We start from the raw sequence: 17,582 nt of genomic DNA on the forward strand, positions 1-17,582 counted from the left end.
AATTCTTAAAAGACAAACATCATGAAAAAAGGCCTGATCGCTGCTGTAGCAGTACTGACTATCTCCGTTTCTGCTTTCGCTCAAGCTCCTGCTGCTAAACCAGCTAAGAAAGAGAAAGCTAAAACTGAAGCTAAAGCTGAAGCTAAACCAGCTGTTGACACTGCAAAAAAAGCTGCTAAACCAGCTGCTAAAAAAGCTGAAGCTAAACCAGCTGCTAAAAAAGCTGCTTAATTTCAGCCATACAGCGTTTGAGTTAATTGTCCCGTTTCGGTTCTGCCGGAACGGGATTTTTGTTTTCGATATCCTTATCTTTAAGGGATGAAAACTGTTTTCCCTGCTACTTACTCTACCCTTTCCCCAGAAGCTTTAGCCACCCTGATTACAGAAAAATACTGCCTGGAGGATGTACGCTGTAAGCTGCTCGTACGCGGTGTTGGCGATACTTACCTGATAAATACAAGTACCAATACATTTATCTTGCGGGCATACCGGTCTTCCCATAGAAGTTTCCCTCAAATCCAAGAGGAAATAGACTTGCTCCTGGCTGCACAAAAGGCCGGCGTAAACGTGTCCTATCCTATTATAGACCGTTCTGGTCATATTATTCAGCGGCTGGATGCAGTGGAAGGAGAAAGAAATGTCGTATTATTCAGTTTTGCACCTGGTCAGGTGGTGAAGCAAATGAATACCACTCAATTACGTGCGCTTGGCCATGAAATGGCGCGTTTGCATCATGTAGCCTCCCAAATACCACGAGGCACCTCCAGGTGGAATTTTGACCTGGAAACCACCTTATTCCAGCCCCTAGAAATGTTGGCACCTGTTTTGGCTGCTGATCAGGAGTCATATAACTGGTTAAAGGAGGTAGCAATGAAGGCAGCGGAAAAGTTGTCTTCCGAACATACTTCACAATTCTCCAGCGGCTATTGTCATTTTGATTTTCTGCCGAAGAATTTCCATTTCGAAAACGACAAGGTTACCCTTTTTGATTTTGATTTCGTAGGTTATGGCTGGCTGGTAAACGATATTATGACCTTCTGGCAACACCTCCAACTGGACGTATTATTTGCCAATCGCCTCACACAGGAAGCCGCTGATGAAGCGTATAACATTTTCCTGGATGCTTATCGGGAATACCGACCTATTAGTGAAGAAGAATTAGCGGCAGTACCTTATCTCAGCCTGGGGTTCTGGCTGTTCTATAAAGGATTTCACACTACGCATGACCAGTTCCATATATTTAATGAGCCTGGGCATCTCAAACCAATTATCGGTTACCTAAGAAAACTGGTGGATACCCACTGGAGATAATCATCTACCCAACCACAAATTCCCTATTTTGCTGCGCTGCTGCTAATACTGCTTTGCGTACAAATTACTTCGTGTCTCTCTACATCCTCCTTTGCGCCTTAGCGAGAAAAGAAAGCAAAAAAAATGTCCTGCGCAAAACGCAGGACATTTCAAAAAACATATCGTGAAATAATTATTTCAGCGCGTCCAGTTTCTTCTTAACAGCTTCCATTTTAGCAGGCTGGTTTTTGATTGCATAGATTTTCTGCAATGCATACAGGCAGCTTTCGTAAGACTGTTTATCGCTGGCATCCAGGTTAGCACCTTTGGCGGTGAAGGATTCGTCAGCTTTTTCGAAGTAAGGTAAAGACTGGTTCATCAGCGTCTCCATGTTAGCTTGGAGTTCTTTCGCTTTAGCAGAAGTCTGCTGTTTGCTATCCAGATCGTTCAGTTGTTTGTTGTATACAACTGCACGGTTGAAGTACAGAGCACCCAATTGGAAGTTAGCAATAGCGTCAGAAGGATTAGCAGCGATTACTTTTTTGTAAGCTTCTTCTGCTTTACCGATCAGCTCATTGTAGTTAGCTGGTTTAGGAGCATCGTTACCTTTTTCATCGCGAGGGTTTGCGAGGTTATCCAGGCGGATAGCGTAATCCAGTTGCAGTTGCTGATCGTTTGGATTTTCAGCGATTTTCTTTTCCAGCATACCGAGCAGTTCAGCCGTTTTACCAGTTTTGGTATAATACAGCATTTCCATGTCGTTAAAGCGTTTGTCTTTAGGGAACACGGTTTTACCCAGTTCGATCGCTTTCAGCCAGTTAGCGTTATCGCCTTTTTCTTCATACAGTTGACCCAGGATCACATACAGTGCTGGTTCATTTTTGAAGTGCATATCTGCAGCTTTCTGCAGGTAAGTGAGGGCCAGGTCAGTTTGTTTTGCCTGGCTAGCAGCGTAACCGGTATAGAAAATCAGGCTGGTATCGGTAGGAATGGTACCACCCAGGTTTTTACCATTATAGAACTTAACTACTTCTTCTGCTTTGGTGAAGTTGGTCATTGCTGGATCCCATTTCTGATCGTTCAGGGCAGCGTAACCAGCATTAGCAACAGTAGCATAGATATTGTAGATAGACTGGTTCATTACCAGTACAGCTTCTTTCAGTTTAGGATCGATTTCCAGTGCTTTTTTGTAAGCATCGTAAGCTTGCAGGGAGATGGCAGCATCTTTTGCTTTGGTACCCATTGCTTCCAGGATCTGTCCATCTACCAGCCAGGTTTTGGCTTCGTTCTTAGTTTTGTCGTGTTGTAAAGCTGCGTCGATATCTGCTTTCGCTTTCTCTAAATCTTGTTTTTTCAGGTTTTCCTCCGCGCTGCTCACTTTAGCTCTCTGTGCCATCACGCTCACGGTGGCGGAGCAAAGGAGAAATGAAACCAGTAATTTTTTCATGTCTTGTTTTTTTAAGTTGCTGATTATCTTGTAAGAGTTAGTGCTATAGTAATAATCAATACAATCAGGAGTACAGTTACCACTACAGCAGGAGCGATATTTTTTCAGCGTCCTGCCTGCGGCAGGACGCTGTTTGATCAGTTAAGTGAGCTATTCTTCAGTGGGAGCAGCTTCGGTGGTATCAGCAGCATTTTCTGCGGCTGGATTTTCCTCTCCTTCAGCGATTTGCTCTTCTGTTGGCAGTGTTTCGTCGTCCTCTTCTTGCTCATCCAGTCTTGCTACTGCTGCAATTTCATCATTATCATCCAGTCGGATCAAGCGTACACCTTGTGTAGCACGACCTGCTTCACGGATATCTGCAACTGCCATACGGATGGTAATACCTGATTTACAAGTGATCATCAGGTCATGCTTTTCAGTTACATCCAATATTGCAATGAGATTACCGGTCTTTTCTGTGATATTGATGGTCTTAACCCCTTTACCACCTCTGTTGGTGATACGGTACTCTTCTATGTTAGTACGTTTACCGTAGCCTTTTTCAGATACTACGAGTACAGTCCTTGATTCATCCGTCTTATCAACACAAATCATACCAACCACCTCGTCTTTCTCATTATCCACTTCAATACCTCTTACCCCGATGGCGCCACGACCAGTGTCGCGAACGGTGGCTTCAGGGAAGCGGATAGCGCGACCACTCTGAATAGCCATCATGATTTGGCTGTCGCCATTAGTGAGTTTGGCTTCCAGGAGCTGGTCTCCTTCGTTGATGGTAATGGCATTCACACCATTCTGACGCGGACGGGAGAATTCCTCCAGCAGGGTCTTCTTGATGATACCATTTTTGGTACAGAGTACAATATAGTTGTTATTGATGAAATCCTTATCCTGCAGATCTTTGATATCAATGATAGCACGGATTTTATCATCAGAAGGCAATTGAATCATGTTCTGGATAGCACGTCCTTTACCACTCTTCTCACCTTCTGGAATTTCGTATACTTTCAGCCAGTAGCAGCGTCCTTTTTCTGTAAAGAACAGCATGGTATGGTGGGTGGAAGCAACGAAGAGATGCTCAATAAAATCTTCATCGCGGGTTCTGCCACCGATAGCGCCACGGCCACCGCGTTTCTGCTGACGGTAGTCGTACGCAGAAGTACGTTTGATATAACCCAGGTGAGAGATAGTGATCACCACATCTTCTTCCGCAATGATATCTTCAATTCTCATTTCGCTAGCGAGGTACTGGATTTCCGTTTTACGCTCGTCACCGAATTTCTTCTTCACATCTTCCAGTTCTTCTTTGATGATTTGCATACGTAAGCCTTCATCATTCAGTACTCCCTGGAGGTAAGCGATGAGTTTCATGATCTCGTCGTATTCTGCACGGATCTTATCGCGTTCCATGCCTGTCAAACGTTGCAGACGTAATTCCAGGATAGCTTTTGCTTGGATTTCTGAGAGACCAAATTCGCTCATCAGGCCATCCTTCGCTATTTCTGGAGTGGCGGCTGCACGGATCAGGGCAATCACAGCATCCAGGTGATCTAATGCGATCAGGTACCCTTGGAGGATATGGGCCTTTTCTTCCGCTTTACGGAGATCAAACTGTGTTCTTCTCACCACTACTTCGTGGCGGAATTCCACAAATTCAGAGAGGATATCTTTCAGGTTCAAGATACGCGGACGACCTTTTACCAGGGCCACATTGTTGATACCATAAGAAGTCTGGAGTTCTGAATATTTGTACAACTGGTTAATGATCACGTTTGCAATCGCATCTTTCTTCAGATCGATTACCAGGCGCATACCTTCGCGGTCACTCTCATCACGAACATCGGAAATACCTTCGATGATTTTATCATTTACCAGTTGCGCTATTTTCTGGTGTAAAACTGCCTTGTTGATCTGGTAAGGCAGTTCATATATTACCAGTCGCTCTCTTCCTGTTTTGGAAGTTTCTGCCGTGATTTTACCACGTACCACCACACGTCCGCGACCAGTTTCAAAGCCCTGTTTCACCCCGTCGAAACCGTAGATGATACCGCCGGTTGGGAAGTCTGGAGCTTTTACATGTTTGATTAATTCCTCGATGGTAATGTCTCTGTTGTCGATGTAAGCTACCAAGCCGTCTACCACTTCAGAGAGGTTGTGCGGCATAATGTTGGTGGCCATACCTACCGCGATACCAGAAGCTCCATTAATAAGGAGGTTCGGAATTCGTGTAGGCAATACCGTTGGTTCTTCCAGGGTATCATCGAAGTTGAGGGTGAAGTCCACCGTTTCTTTTTCAATGTCTTCGAGCATAGCTTCCGCCAGCTTCTGCAAGCGCACCTCTGTGTAACGCATGGCCGCAGGCATATCGCCATCCACGGAACCAAAGTTACCCTGACCATCTACCAGCATGTAGCGCAGACTCCATGGCTGTGCCATACGCACAATGGTGTCATAAATGGAGCTGTCGCCATGGGGGTGATACTTACCCATTACATCTCCTACAATACGCGCAGATTTTTTGTATGGCTTGTTACTGTGGTTACCGGCTTCGTTCATACCGAAAAGAACGCGGCGGTGTACAGGTTTCAAACCATCTCTTACATCGGGCAATGCACGGCCTACGATTACTGACATAGAGTAATCTATATAGGCAGTTTTCATTTGTTCCTCGATATTAATCTGAACAATTTTCCCTTCCTGCTGATTTTCCGTATGCTCTGTCATTTAGTATTGATTTACAGATTTTTCTGCTGAAAAATAATAGAGGCAAATATAACGATTTCAGCCCGAATAAAGGCTTAAAAAATGCAAAATGTGAATAACAATTGGCTATAGGGATAAAACCTGATATTTTAACTTGATTATATAGTTTAAATGCCACATACCACCATACCATCATACCCCCCTGAATCGTTATTATCGTAAATTATGTAATTTTACTTTATCTTTTATATGTCCCAATTCCCTGATATGTAAGAAATACCATATTAACTTCCTTTTTGTTCCTAACCCTCTGAAACTCAATATTCTACTCTCGGGAATAATATTTTTTTCATATAGATAAATCTGAATTTCCATCAGATTTCGAACATATATAACAAAAACGCTGTTATTCCCCTGATTCTTAATCACTTTTTTATAAGAAAAGCGCACCATGAAGAATATTTTGTTGTTTGGCGCAGGAAAATCTGCAACAAGCCTGATCGACTTCCTCATCACGAATGCCCCCAGACAAAAGTGGCACGTGACGGTGGCCGACCAAGACCTGATGCTGATCAAGTCCAAGACTGGCAAATCATACTATGCAACACCTGTAGAACTGGATATAAAAAATCAGTCGGCACGGCAACAACTGGTACAAGATACGGACCTTGTTATCTCACTCCTGCCACCCGCTTTACATATACTGGTAGCAAAAGATTGTCTGCATTTTCACAAAAACCTCCTCACGGCTTCCTATATAGATCCGGAAGTGAAAAAACTGGAGCATGAAATTGAAAAAGCAGGCCTGCTGTTTATGTACGAAATGGGCCTCGATCCAGGCATTGATCATATGTCTGCCATGAAACTCATTCATAGCATTGAGAAAAAAGGCGGCCAGATTTTTTCCTTTAAATCTTATTGTGGTGGCCTGATATCTCCAGATAACCTGGATAATCCATGGCAATATAAAATCTCCTGGAATCCGCGCAATATTGTGCTCGCAGGCAGTACCGGCGCCGTTTACAAAGAAAAAGGTAAAATCAAAGACCTCTCTTACGAACAACTATTTGATCATAGTAAAACCATACAGGTGCCAGGCCTCGGTAAATTAGCCTATTATCCCAACAGGGATTCACTCGCCTATATGGAAATTTATAAGCTACAGGAAATAGCCACTTTCATGAGGGCTACACTGCGGTTCCCAGACTTCTGCGAAGGCTGGAATGCCTTGATAAAACTAGGGCTAACAGATGATTCCCATAAAATACAAACAGACCATCTTACCTACTTCAATTGGACAACACAAAACCTGGAAGGCAATAAAACAGCGGAACCACATGATGAATTTATAGCGCAACACCTGGGTGTTAGCAGTAAATCAAAAGTGATTCGCCAACTTAAATATTTAGGGTTGCTGAATGGTGATATGATCAACCAGGGCGAGCAAACCAATGCGAGTGTCCTTGAATCAGTAGTGCAAGATAAACTGCGAATGGAACCACATGATAAAGACATGATTGTAATGATGCATGAAATTGAATTTGAGCGCCGCAGTATGGCCACCCGCATGCATGCTTACATGATTGTACAAGGAGAAGATAATGTTAGAACAGCCATGGCAAAAACAGTGGGACTCCCATTAGGTATTATGGCAAAATTGATTTTGCAAGACAAGATTACGCTGAAAGGCTTACATATACCCGTTATGCCGGAAGTATATAACCCCGTGCTGAAAGAACTAGAAGAGTATGATATCCGGTTTGAGGAAAGCTTTGAGTAGTCAATGCACTGTTCCTATGATTAGCGCCGCAGTGCGAAAGGATTTTGTGATGCCCTCCCTTTTCGGGAGGGCTTTTTATTTATTCATTTATTTCAAGCAACATGCGTGTCAGTTCTGCTACACCAGTAGTAGCGGGACTTTCAATCTTATGCAACTTTGGGTAATAATCTTCCAATGCTGGAATTTTCTTATCGATGATGTACTTAGGCATCATCGGTTTGGCGTAGTTGATCAAACCTGCTGCAGGGTAGACATTTAACGAGGTGCCTACAACTACAAATATATCTGCCCAGAGTACTTCTCTTTGCGCCTGTTCAATCATCGGCACCGCCTCTCCAAACCAAACGATATGTGGGCGGAGCTGAGAGCCATCTGCCGCGAGGTCGCCGAGTTTAATATCACCAGGGCAATCCAACACATGCTCTGCGTTTACATCGTTCACACTACGCATTTTGAATATTTCGCCGTGGAGATGCAATACCCTCGTAGACCCCGCGCGTTCATGTAGGTCATCGATATTCTGGGTGATAATCCGAACATCAAAATGTTCTTCCAGTTTAGCCAGGCCGATATGGGCCGCATTGGGTTGCGCTTCGCCAACATCTTTACGGCGAACATTGTAGAAATCCAGCACTAGTCCGGGATCCTTACGCCATCCATCCGGGGATGCCACGGCGTATACGTCATGTCCTTCCCACAGTCCGTCTGAGTCACGGAAAGTGCGAAGGCCGCTTTCTGCGCTGATACCTGCTCCTGTCAGCACTACCAGTCTTTTTTTCATGAAATTGTGTTTTGGGATTAAGGTAAAATAATAATTACCCCTTATTCCCTTACTTCATTTCACCCATTTCCATGATGGCATTGAATTCTTCCGCAGTAACATTACATACGGAGAGACGTCCCTGGCGGATAAGTGAGAGGTTGGCCAGCTTCTTTTCCGCTTTCATGGCAGCCAGGGTAACGGGTTTTTTGAATGGTTTCAGGGGCTTCAGGTCCACAACTACCCAGTTAGGATCAGGTGTGGTGGGGTCCTGGTAAAATTCTTTGGCTACAGTGGCGATGCCTACAACCTCCAGTCCTTCATTGCTATGGTAAAACAATACCTGGTCTCCTTTTTTCATAGCCTTCAGGTTATTACGCGCCTGATAATTGCGCACGCCGTCCCAGAAGGTAACTTTATCTTTCACAAACTGGTCCCAGGAATATTTAAAAGGCTCAGACTTCACCAGCCAGTAGTTCATTGTCAATTTCGTTTTGATGTGGTTCAAACATCGGGATTACCAGCCACTGGCCAGTACATCCGCGATGTGCATGATTTTAATATTAGTGCCGTGTTTACGGATGTAGCCATCCAGATGCATGAGGCAGGAAAGATCTGTAGAAATCAGATAATCTGCTCCGCTGGCAACAGCATTGTTTACTTTCTGCTCGCCCATCCCCATAGAGATAGGTTCAAATTTTACAGAGAAAGTACCGCCAAAGCCACAGCAGACTTCACAATCATTCATTTCTCTCAATTCCAGTCCTTTCACATTTTCCAGCAGTTTCCGTGGACCTTGTTTGATACCGCATTCCCGAAGGGCGCCACAGGCATCATGATAGGTGCCTATGCCATTAAGGGTAGCTCCTAAATCAGTCACATGCAGTACATCTACCAGAAATTCTGTGAACTCATAGAGGTTTTTCTTCAGGAGTTTCACTTCATTATGAGCAGCAGAGTTATCAAACAGTTTACTGTAGTAATTGCGAACAAACCCTGTACAGGAACCGCTTGGAGCTACAATGTAATCAAAGGTATGAAAGTCCTTTACAAACTTGGTAGCAACAGATTTGCACTCATCGTGATAGCCTGCATTGAAGGCGGGCTGGCCGCAGCAGGTCTGGTCGGAATTATACATGACGTTGCAGCCCAGTTTTTCCAGTACTTTCACCATATTGAAAGCGGTTTCCGGGAACAACTGATCTACAAAACAAGGTATGAATAACTGTACGTTCATCTTTCTAATTTAGCTTTTTGCCAAAGACCTTTGCAGTGCAATCATTTTCAGGGCCGTAATAGCAGCTTCCTCCCCTTTATGACCATGTGCACCACCTAGGCGGTCCAGTGCCTGTTGTTCATTGTCGACGGTCAGTATGCCAAATATAACGGGAACGGGTAATTGAAGGTTCAATTGTAATATTCCTTCCGTAACGGCTTTACAAACGTAGTCAAAATGAGGTGTTTCACCACGTATCACACAACCGAAAGCAATAATAGCGCCAGGTTGATTACCAGTGCCTTCTGTAGCTTCCCAGTATTGTTTGCAGGCGAAAGGCAGTTCAAAAGCGCCAGGTACCTGGAGATGGTTTACTTTTTTCACCTGGTAGGCATCCAGCGATTTTACACATCCTGCTACCAGTTCATTCACGATATGATCGTTCCATTCGGTACCGATCATAACAACACTGGCATCCTCCAGGTTGAGAATGCCAGCATCATTTAATAAGCTCTTGTTGTTATCAGACATATGCTGTTAATTTCTTTTGGCGATGGATAGCTTTCAGCGCCGGAATATCAGCAATATCTTCCATTCTGGCGCCAAAAGCCAGTCAATAGCGATTAGTGTCTTACGTCACCGAGTTTAGCGAGATATTTGTCGATCTCTCTACCTTCGGCACTCATTGGATACTTTTCTTTGATTTCTTTATAGATAGCAATAGCGTCTTGGTCTTTACCCGCTTTCTGCAGTGCCATACCAGCACGGAACAGGTAAACAGGAGAAGTCAGTTCGTTATTGTTATAGTGACCTGCTTTTTTGTAGTACTCGATACCATCATTTACTTGGTTGAGTTCCATGTAAGCATCACCGATCAGACCATAAGCTTCTGGTTGGAGCATCAGGTCGGAAGAGGAGAAGTCTTTCAGCATTTCGATACCTTTCTGGTATTCACCCAGACGTACATAACATACGCCAGCGCTATATTTAGCGAGGTTACCAGCTTTGGTGTTACCGTATTTGTTAATTACCTGCAGAAAACCGAAGTCGTTACCATCACCATTCAACGCCAGTTTGAAGGAATCAATCGCAAAATTGTTCTGAGCCTTGAAAATCATTTCTTGGGCTTTCTGCTCGTTAGGTTGTTTGTAGAAGCGGTTGTAAGCGAAGAAGCCGCCAACGCCTACTACTACAGCGAGCAGGGCAATATTGATGATATTTTTATTCTTGGTATAGAAATCCTCTGCTCTGTGCATGGACGCCTGCAGATCAAAATCAGGTTCAGATTGCGGATGAGTGGCTTTATGTTTTGTTTCTGCCATTTGATGTGTAATGTTAGTTGCTTGGTTTATGAATAGCTGCAAGTGACTAACAGTCCCTCCGGGTTTGATGCCGAAGGGACTGTTAATGCAAGATAATGCTTTTAGTCAACGATGAACGGATAATCCTCCTGTACGTAAACGTCTTTCAGGAGCTCATCGTCAGAAGGCCATGGTGATTCTTCCGCAAAGGTTACGCAATCCTCTACTTCTTTTTTCACCTTTTCATTGATAGCTTCAATTTCAGCCTCAGTAGCCCATTTATTTTTCTGAATAACTTTCAGTACTTCGTTGATCGGATCTTTCTCTTTATACTCCTCTACTTCCTCTTTGGTGCGGTATTTCGCAGGATCGGACATAGAGTGACCACGATAACGGTAAGTTTTGATTTCCAGTAAGGTTGGACCTTCGCCAGCGCGCGCACGCTTAACAGCTCTGGAAATACCTTCGTGTACTGTTTCACAGCTCATACCATCGATGGTATCGGATGGCATATCGTAAGCGTTAGACAGCTTATAAATATCCAGTACGTTAGAAGTACGTTCTACAGAAGTACCCATTGCGTACATATTGTTCTCACAAATGAATATTACCGGCAGTTTCCACAGCATAGCCATATTGAAAGTCTCATGCAGGATACCCTGACGGGCAGCACCATCACCGAAGTAGCAAAGTACTACGTTGTCAGTACCTTTATATTGCTCTGCGAAAGCAAGACCTGCACCAGTACCAATCTGTGCACCCACGATACCGTGGCCGCCAAAGAAGTTATGCTCCACAGAGAAAAAGTGCATACTGCCTCCCTTTCCTTTGGAACAACCGGTCGCCTTACCATATAATTCCGCCATACAAGCATTCGCTGAAATACCTTTCGCTATTGCCAACCCGTGATCACGGTACGCAGTAATGAATTTATCTTCCGGTTTTGTCGCTGACATTGCACCAGCAGCAATTGCTTCCTGACCGATGTACAGATGGCAAAAACCACGGATCTTCTGCATACCATACAATTGGCCCGCCTTTTCTTCAAAACGACGCAGCAAAAGCATCAATTCATACCAGTACAGATACTGTTCTTTGGTGAATTTCGTCTTCACTTCTGTTTTAGTTTGCACTCTTTCTAAATTTGTTCGCAAATATAACAGGAAAATCGTAAAATATAAATATCAATTCCAATTCCTGATAAATTATGCAAATTCATCAAATTCAGTGAGTTTTGCATAGGGATGCCACCAAAAGGCCAAAGACCTCCGCAGGATACGGCTTTTTATCAGTTATAAATCATCCTAAATTTGCATATTAATTAATACGAATAATTTTTTTCATTGCTGCATATAAAGAAAATATCGCTGGTTCAGTTCAAAAACTACTCGATGCGCGAGTTTCAGTTTGAGGAACGCATCGTCGGGATTACCGGCAGAAATGGCTCCGGGAAGACAAACCTCCTCGATGCCATCTATTACCTCTGCTTCACCCGCAGCTATTTCACCTCTCTGGAAAGCCAAAATACCCAATACCAAACCAATGGCTTCCGGGTGGAAGGATTCCTAGAAAAAAATGGCAACAACGAAAAAATCACCTGTACACTGAAGGAAGGAAAGAAGGAAATCTCCCTAAATGACGATAAGTACGAGAAATTCTCCCGTCACATTGGCCAGTTCCCCGCGGTGATGATCGCCCCAGACGACGCGGAAATAATCACCGGTGGCAGCGAAGAACGCCGCAAATGGATGGACACTCTCCTCTCCCAGTTGTACCCAGATTATCTCGAACATCTCATCATCTACCAAAAAATATTACTCCAACGCAATACCCTGCTAAAAAACATGGAAGCCGGCGGCAATCGTGCCGATCACCTGTTGGATGTTTTTGATATGCAACTGGTACAACACGGTACCCCTGTTTACAACGCCAGAAAGGAATTCCTACATACTTTTATTCCGAGGGTACAACGATTGTACGATTACATCTCTGGTACCCATGAAGTGGTCAATATCCGCTACCAGTGCACCTTACAGGAGGAAGATTTTGCCAAACAACTCCATAATGCCCGATTCAAGGATATGCAGATTCAACGTACCAGCATGGGCATTCATCGGGACGACCTGGTATTCCTACTCAACGACTACCCCATGAAATCCAGCGCCTCCCAAGGCCAACGCAAAAGTTTTTTATTTGCCCTCAAACTGGCACAGTTTGAAGTATTGAAAGCACATAAAAACTTTCCGCCATTGCTGTTACTAGATGATGTATTTGAAAAACTGGATCAAGAAAGGGTGATGCGATTGATTTCCCTCGTGGCAGGCGATAACTATGGCCAAGTTTTCATCACGGATACGCATGCAGAACGATTGATACAGGCTTTTGCGCCCACAGGTACAAGGATTCAACTGATTAACATTTAAAATTTCATACCTTCGCATTTATGCGTCATGGAACCACTAGTATAGGAGATGCTCTCCGGGAATTTTTGAATAAGAGCCGTATGAAACCTAGGCTCACAGAAGTGCGTATCCAGGAAAACTGGGAAGAGATCATGGGGAAAACAATTGCGAGATATACTTCGGGAATTAAGTTAATCGACGGTAAGCTCATTATAACTACCAGTGTGGCGCCACTTAAACAGGAGTTATCTTATTCTAAAGACAAAATTATAAAGCTGGTCAACGAAAAGCTGGGCGAAAATGTGGTGAAAGAAGTGATAATCAACTAACCCCAAAATGCTGTTTTACTTACTGGCAAACTGTTTCACCAGGTTATTTACATCATCCATTTTAAGGGTGGTATGCAGACTGATGACTGTTATCTCCCGGTCCCCCTGTACCAACATCACTAAATCTCCCAGTTCATCGCTTTTACCCCTGTTGAGGAGTTGAATCTGACTATTATTTTCACGCATTTCCATCAGCATATCAAATCTATCCTTATTCATCAATGTACGTTTCAGGGCAAACAGATCATTCCGCTGTAAAGCAATACTGTCCAGGTTTTCATAATGATAGATCCTCAAATTCTTGACATGCTTCATGACCCTGGCAGTCATTTTCACATCTTCATCATCTTTGTCGGCAAATTTCACCAATAGCTTGCCTAATTTCATCATCGCGGATCCTACATGTATGGAAGTTTCTTCTGCGCTTCCTTGGAAATTGTTGCAGAAATCGCGAATGCTTTTGTCTTGTGCAGACACCAGTCCGGTGGCCAACAACATACAACAACTCATGAATAATGTTTTCATAAAGGCATTTTTAATGTGACTACTTTTTTCTAACATTTTTGAGATTGTCCATCCCCTGGATGTCAACGTTGGCGGCAATCCGGGAGATTTCATTCAGATCGATGTCGCCTACCAGACTTAAAGCCAAGAACTGCGAGGAGCCTCCTACCAGCATCACCAATTCATTGATGTTGCCTTTGGCGTTTTCTTTAACAAGGAATTTCAGGTCATTCCCCTTGTCGCGCACAGTCATGAGTTCTTCGAAATCGCTGCTCAGGTAGGCTGCAGCTTCGTGATACAAGCGTGGACCATCTTTGGTGGTTTCTTTACTAAGGATACGCAGGCCTTTCAGCTTTTGGACCACCCGCATAAATGTTTTGGCATCGGGATCGTTGGCATCAAATTTCCCAAACATGCTAAACATCTTGGGGGTAATAGTAATTACCGTAAAGCTGCGATCATTCTCATATTTCTGAAAGAAGCGTTCGATAACACTGCTTCCCTGCTGCGCATAGAGCTGCATGCTCAGAAATATTGCGGTGAGTAATAATAGTGATCGTTTCATTTCTCTGATATTTAATTATAATGGCTGGTTAATCTTTTACTGATAATTTTTCGGTAGCCGTATTGAAGTACGACAGTTGCTGCATTTTATCGGTTCCTTTATTGAGATTCCGACTCAACAAGGCCAGTGCTCTTTTCGTTTCCATGTATGCCTTACGCGCTTCCTCTTCTTCTTTGAATCGCTCCATGGCTACTTGGCGGTTCTCATGGTGCTGCTTCAATCCATATCCTACCCCGGCAGCCATTAGTATGATGGCGGCATATTTCATCCAATTCTTCACCAGATGCATTTTCACTACCGGCGCGGGTTTCTTTGGTGCTTCCTGTAGGAAAGACATATCCCATTCTGGTTCCGCCAGTACAGGGATATCCGATTCCGCATCCAGGTATTGAAACAAAGGAGCAGCTTCCAGTAAATCTTCCGGCATATCGGGATGCGACTCACTGAAGAAAGCCTTCAGGGCTGCTTCTTCGGCCAATGTGCTCTCTCCTTCCCAATACTTTTCAAGCAAGGCGCTGATTGACTTATAATCCATATACCTGTTGATTTTGTAGTTTCTCCCGAACCGCTTTACGAGCCCGGTGTAAATTCACTTTTACCTCATTCATATCAATGTCAAGGATATCTGCTATTTCCTGATAGGACAATCCATCCATATCTCTTAACTGCATCACCGTCCGATATTTATCTGGCAATGCATTGATGGCAGTATGTACCTTATTCATGACTTCATTCCTTTCTGTAGTGGCATGGGGATTTTTCTGATGCAGGGCTGGTAATTCACTAGCCTTGTCCAGCGTATCCGCGATCCGGTATTTCCTGGATTTGATTTTATCCAGGGCCAGGTTACGGGTAATGCGCATGCACCAGGCCTCCAGGTTCTGCAGTTCCGTCATTTTGCCCTGCATGGCCCATACTTTCATCAGTGCGTCTTGGGTGATATCCTTGGCGTCTTCCTCGTCGCCCAGCAGGCGATAAGCAAAGCGATAAAGCTTTGATCTGACTGGAACGACCTGGGATAGAAATAGTTCTAAAGACATGTAGAATACCACTGTTTGATAAGAAGACGACTGGTAAACCCCGATGTTACAAAAATTCAGATTTTTTTTTCAGAGAGATGTTATTCAAGGCGAATGCGTGGATCTATCGCGGCATAGAGCAGGTCTGCGAGGATATTAACCAGGACAAAAATCCCGGCTGTAAAGAGAATAGCCCCCATTACTACGGGGAAATCATATTTATCTAAGGCATCCACGGTAATTTTACCGATGCCTTTCCAGCCAAAAATATATTCAACAAAGAAAGCGCCTGCCAGCAGCTCTGCAAACCAACCTGTTATGGCGGTCATTACTGGGTTCAAGGCATTACGCAACGCATGACGGCGCAATACAGCGCCAGTTCCCAGCCCTTTTGCATAAGCTGTGCGGATATAGTCCTGGTGCAGTACGTCCAGCATCGCACTGCGGGTGAGCTGCACAATGATGGCCAATGGCCTGATACCCAAGGTCAAGGCAGGCAGAATAAGATTACGGAGATTCAATACCCTCCCGCGGAAAGGGTCCACATCGTACAGACTTCCAGTCATATGTAATCCGGTCACATTACTAAGCAGGAAACCAAAAATATACGCCAGCACAATACCAGCGAAGAAAGAGGGTACAGAAATGCCCAGTACACTGGAAAATACGGCATTGGTATCCATCCAGGTATTTTGTTTCACAGCGGATAACATACCCAACGCAATACCCACTATAGTAGCAAATAGCATCGCTGCCGCCGCTAGTAATAAGGTGCCGGGCAATGCTTCCATCAACATGTCCCATACGGGCTTTTTCCCCTGGTACGACCTACGGAGATACGGTGCCTTGAGTATCAAGGATTTCTTCGAAGAAACGTGTACAAGGGTGCAATACTTGAAATTTTTACTGGCCTCCTCCGGATCATGGAGGGACACAGGAGATAGATCATTTAGGTATAGTAAGAACTGCATCCCGACCGGTTGGTCTAGATGCAGTTCTTTGCGTACATTTTCCAGTGATGATACATCCGCTCTCTGGCCAAGGGTAAGTCGGGCGGGATCGCCGGGCAACACATTAAATAAGAAGAATACCAGCGTTACCACCCCAAGCAGTACCAGTATGCCATAACCGGTTTTTCGCAATACAAATCGCAGCATATCAACTGTTATAAGTTATCAGGGAATATCGCGGTAAGCCCATTTACCCTTAATGGTACCTTTATCCAACTGCATCAGGCAAGGATTGCTTCTGCCAGCAGTCTTAATAGCTACGCCATCCATCTGGAGGAACTGGAAGTTTAAGCCATGTGCTTTTTTGAAAGCCTCAATTTCATCTTTCGTAGAAGCAGTTACCCCGAATATTTCGATTTCACCTTTCTGTTGACGTTCCTGCAAAGCTTTCATTTTTGCATCCCAGCCCTCTCCTGCTTTGGTAGTATTCAATACTAGGAAGAGATATACTGGCTTAGGTTCTTCCAGGATACCTTTTGTTTGGTTACCACCATCCAGGTCCATGAGAATAAAATCCTTGATAGCAGGTTCGGCATTCCCTTTCTGTACCAGTTTGTCTTTACGTTCTACAAATTTCCAGGTAGAATCAGACCAAGGGTAGTTTTCTTCTGTAAACTCTTTCTTCACACCATCCTTTTCGTAGATGAAAGACATTTTATACACGTCAGGAGTAGCGCCTGGCGGGAGTTTCATCTTTTCAGGAATATTGTTGCCTACTTTGTAAGGGAGACAATCAAACAGCGGCAGATGACGCAAGGTATACCATTGCACCCCAAAGGAGAAAATGGTAGCGATCAACATCACCACACCAGCACCTTTGAAGAGGGGTTTAATATCTTTACGTTTTGCGAAGATCAGCAGGATCATTACAAAAAGGATGACATCTTTCCAGAAAGTTTCTGTAGCGGTCAGTTTAATACAATCCCCAAAGCAGCCGCATTCGCGGATGGTACCGCTAAACAGCGCATAACCAGTGAGGAAAGTAAAGAAGGCAATCAACAGCAGCAGCAATACGGAGAAGATACGCATACGGTATCCTACCAATACAGCTACGCCGGCAATGATCTCGAAGGCATTCATACCAATGGAGAATGCCAAGGAGTATGGGGAGAGAAAAGTTAGATGAAGTACTTCAAAGAATTCATCCATTTTATAACTCAGTCCCAATGGATCATTTGCCTTGATGAGGCCCGAAAAAATGAATAGCACCCCAACGAGGATGCGAAACAGGTTTAGGATAATTTTCATAAGTAGAT

At 44.0% G+C, this 17,582-nt stretch carries 19 protein-coding genes; 5 read left to right on the forward strand and 14 right to left on the reverse strand.

The window, feature by feature from the left end:
* The first annotated feature begins 21 nt into the window (after positions 1-21).
* Together JO154_RS01040 and JO154_RS01045 are read left to right on the forward strand one after the other, a co-directional pair.
* Entirely contained in the window at positions 22-231 is a 210-nt protein-coding gene (locus JO154_RS01040; protein ID WP_291941098.1) for a hypothetical protein, read from the forward strand.
* A gap of 87 nt (positions 232-318) precedes the next feature.
* Positions 319-1,311: a phosphotransferase gene (locus JO154_RS01045; RefSeq protein ID WP_291941100.1), complete on the forward strand. Its 993-nt coding sequence runs from the start codon at positions 319-321 to the stop codon at positions 1,309-1,311.
* A gap of 172 nt (positions 1,312-1,483) precedes the next feature.
* Here JO154_RS01045 and JO154_RS01050 read toward each other — a convergent pair whose 3' ends face one another.
* On the reverse strand, positions 1,484-2,737 hold the full coding sequence (locus JO154_RS01050; protein WP_291941101.1) for a hypothetical protein: 1,254 nt from the start codon (positions 2,735-2,737) through the stop codon (positions 1,484-1,486).
* Positions 2,738-2,887: 150 nt separating this feature from the next.
* Positions 2,888-5,461, reverse strand: a complete 2,574-nt coding sequence (gyrA, locus tag JO154_RS01055; RefSeq protein WP_291941103.1) for a DNA gyrase subunit A — start codon at positions 5,459-5,461, stop codon at positions 2,888-2,890.
* 430 nt (positions 5,462-5,891) lie between these two features.
* On the opposite strand from gyrA, the gene JO154_RS01060 reads away from it, so the two are divergent.
* The gene (locus tag JO154_RS01060) at positions 5,892-7,220 is read left to right on the forward strand and encodes a saccharopine dehydrogenase C-terminal domain-containing protein (protein ID WP_291941104.1); all 1,329 of its coding nucleotides are present in this window, start codon (positions 5,892-5,894) and stop codon (positions 7,218-7,220) included.
* Positions 7,221-7,299: 79 nt separating this feature from the next.
* Here the strand turns inward: JO154_RS01060 and JO154_RS01065 are convergent, their stop codons facing one another.
* From JO154_RS01065 to pdhA, 6 genes are all read right to left on the reverse strand, one after another.
* Positions 7,300-8,001, reverse strand: a complete 702-nt coding sequence (locus JO154_RS01065) for an NAD-dependent deacylase (protein WP_291941105.1) — start codon at positions 7,999-8,001, stop codon at positions 7,300-7,302.
* Between the two features lie 49 nt (positions 8,002-8,050).
* Positions 8,051-8,461 (reverse strand): EVE domain-containing protein, encoded by a 411-nt coding sequence (locus JO154_RS01070; protein WP_291941107.1) that lies wholly within the window; start codon positions 8,459-8,461, stop codon positions 8,051-8,053.
* Between the two features lie 36 nt (positions 8,462-8,497).
* On the reverse strand, positions 8,498-9,217 hold the full coding sequence (locus JO154_RS01075) for a (Fe-S)-binding protein (RefSeq protein ID WP_291941109.1): 720 nt from the start codon (positions 9,215-9,217) through the stop codon (positions 8,498-8,500).
* A gap of 9 nt (positions 9,218-9,226) precedes the next feature.
* Entirely contained in the window at positions 9,227-9,727 is a 501-nt protein-coding gene (gene ribH / locus JO154_RS01080) for a 6,7-dimethyl-8-ribityllumazine synthase (RefSeq protein ID WP_291941111.1), read from the reverse strand.
* A gap of 92 nt (positions 9,728-9,819) precedes the next feature.
* On the reverse strand, positions 9,820-10,518 hold the full coding sequence (locus tag JO154_RS01085) for a tetratricopeptide repeat protein (protein WP_291941113.1): 699 nt from the start codon (positions 10,516-10,518) through the stop codon (positions 9,820-9,822).
* A 101-nt stretch (positions 10,519-10,619) separates the two neighbouring features.
* The gene (gene pdhA / locus JO154_RS01090) at positions 10,620-11,630 is read right to left on the reverse strand and encodes a pyruvate dehydrogenase (acetyl-transferring) E1 component subunit alpha (RefSeq protein ID WP_291941114.1); all 1,011 of its coding nucleotides are present in this window, start codon (positions 11,628-11,630) and stop codon (positions 10,620-10,622) included.
* A gap of 210 nt (positions 11,631-11,840) precedes the next feature.
* Between pdhA and recF the strand changes: the two genes are divergently transcribed.
* Positions 11,841-12,920 (forward strand): DNA replication/repair protein RecF, encoded by a 1,080-nt coding sequence (recF, locus tag JO154_RS01095; protein ID WP_291941116.1) that lies wholly within the window; start codon positions 11,841-11,843, stop codon positions 12,918-12,920.
* A 20-nt stretch (positions 12,921-12,940) separates the two neighbouring features.
* A complete protein-coding gene (locus JO154_RS01100) occupies positions 12,941-13,228 on the forward strand; it encodes a DUF721 domain-containing protein (protein ID WP_291941118.1) in 288 nt (95 codons plus the stop codon).
* A gap of 15 nt (positions 13,229-13,243) precedes the next feature.
* On the opposite strand, the gene JO154_RS01105 is transcribed toward JO154_RS01100, so the two are convergent.
* The 6 genes from JO154_RS01105 to JO154_RS01130 all read right to left on the reverse strand — a co-directional run bounded on the left by JO154_RS01105 (position 13,244) and on the right by JO154_RS01130 (position 17,574).
* Positions 13,244-13,753, reverse strand: a complete 510-nt coding sequence (locus JO154_RS01105; protein ID WP_291941120.1) for a DUF4252 domain-containing protein — start codon at positions 13,751-13,753, stop codon at positions 13,244-13,246.
* Between the two features lie 19 nt (positions 13,754-13,772).
* On the reverse strand, positions 13,773-14,297 hold the full coding sequence (locus JO154_RS01110) for a DUF4252 domain-containing protein (protein ID WP_291941122.1): 525 nt from the start codon (positions 14,295-14,297) through the stop codon (positions 13,773-13,775).
* A gap of 28 nt (positions 14,298-14,325) precedes the next feature.
* Positions 14,326-14,832, reverse strand: coding sequence for a hypothetical protein (locus JO154_RS01115; protein WP_291941124.1), 507 nt, complete (start codon positions 14,830-14,832; stop codon positions 14,326-14,328).
* A complete protein-coding gene (locus tag JO154_RS01120; RefSeq protein WP_291941126.1) occupies positions 14,822-15,337 on the reverse strand; it encodes an RNA polymerase sigma factor in 516 nt (171 codons plus the stop codon). The genes JO154_RS01115 and JO154_RS01120 overlap by 11 nt, the downstream gene beginning before the upstream one ends.
* 80 nt (positions 15,338-15,417) lie before the next feature.
* Positions 15,418-16,473, reverse strand: coding sequence for an ABC transporter permease (locus tag JO154_RS01125; RefSeq protein WP_291941128.1), 1,056 nt, complete (start codon positions 16,471-16,473; stop codon positions 15,418-15,420).
* Between the two features lie 18 nt (positions 16,474-16,491).
* Complete coding sequence (locus JO154_RS01130) at positions 16,492-17,574, reverse strand: BT_3928 family protein (protein ID WP_291941129.1); 1,083 nt, start codon at positions 17,572-17,574, stop codon at positions 16,492-16,494.
* Positions 17,575-17,582 lie beyond the last annotated feature (8 nt).

Origin of the sequence: Chitinophaga sp., assembly GCF_019236475.1 — a bacterium.
In the GTDB taxonomy this organism is placed as follows: Bacteria; Bacteroidota; Bacteroidia; order Chitinophagales; family Chitinophagaceae; genus Chitinophaga.

Excerpts from the sequence above, each read along its gene's own strand:
- JO154_RS01040 (WP_291941098.1), top strand. The coding sequence starts at position 22 with ATGAAAAAAGGCCTGATCGCTGCTGTAGCAGTACTGACTATCTCCGTT.
- JO154_RS01115 (WP_291941124.1), bottom strand. The coding sequence starts at position 14,832 with ATGGATTATAAGTCAATCAGCGCCTTGCTTGAAAAGTATTGGGAAGGA.
- JO154_RS01105 (WP_291941120.1), bottom strand. The coding sequence starts at position 13,753 with ATGAAAACATTATTCATGAGTTGTTGTATGTTGTTGGCCACCGGACTG.
- JO154_RS01110 (WP_291941122.1), bottom strand. The coding sequence starts at position 14,297 with ATGAAACGATCACTATTATTACTCACCGCAATATTTCTGAGCATGCAG.
- JO154_RS01045 (WP_291941100.1), top strand. The coding sequence starts at position 319 with ATGAAAACTGTTTTCCCTGCTACTTACTCTACCCTTTCCCCAGAAGCT.
- gyrA (WP_291941103.1), bottom strand. The coding sequence starts at position 5,461 with ATGACAGAGCATACGGAAAATCAGCAGGAAGGGAAAATTGTTCAGATT.
- JO154_RS01070 (WP_291941107.1), bottom strand. The coding sequence starts at position 8,461 with ATGAACTACTGGCTGGTGAAGTCTGAGCCTTTTAAATATTCCTGGGAC.
- JO154_RS01085 (WP_291941113.1), bottom strand. The coding sequence starts at position 10,518 with ATGGCAGAAACAAAACATAAAGCCACTCATCCGCAATCTGAACCTGAT.
- JO154_RS01120 (WP_291941126.1), bottom strand. The coding sequence starts at position 15,337 with ATGTCTTTAGAACTATTTCTATCCCAGGTCGTTCCAGTCAGATCAAAG.
- JO154_RS01075 (WP_291941109.1), bottom strand. The coding sequence starts at position 9,217 with ATGAACGTACAGTTATTCATACCTTGTTTTGTAGATCAGTTGTTCCCG.
- JO154_RS01065 (WP_291941105.1), bottom strand. The coding sequence starts at position 8,001 with ATGAAAAAAAGACTGGTAGTGCTGACAGGAGCAGGTATCAGCGCAGAA.
- JO154_RS01130 (WP_291941129.1), bottom strand. The coding sequence starts at position 17,574 with ATGAAAATTATCCTAAACCTGTTTCGCATCCTCGTTGGGGTGCTATTC.
- JO154_RS01125 (WP_291941128.1), bottom strand. The coding sequence starts at position 16,473 with ATGCTGCGATTTGTATTGCGAAAAACCGGTTATGGCATACTGGTACTG.
- JO154_RS01060 (WP_291941104.1), top strand. The coding sequence starts at position 5,892 with ATGAAGAATATTTTGTTGTTTGGCGCAGGAAAATCTGCAACAAGCCTG.
- JO154_RS01100 (WP_291941118.1), top strand. The coding sequence starts at position 12,941 with ATGCGTCATGGAACCACTAGTATAGGAGATGCTCTCCGGGAATTTTTG.
- JO154_RS01050 (WP_291941101.1), bottom strand. The coding sequence starts at position 2,737 with ATGAAAAAATTACTGGTTTCATTTCTCCTTTGCTCCGCCACCGTGAGC.
- ribH (WP_291941111.1), bottom strand. The coding sequence starts at position 9,727 with ATGTCTGATAACAACAAGAGCTTATTAAATGATGCTGGCATTCTCAAC.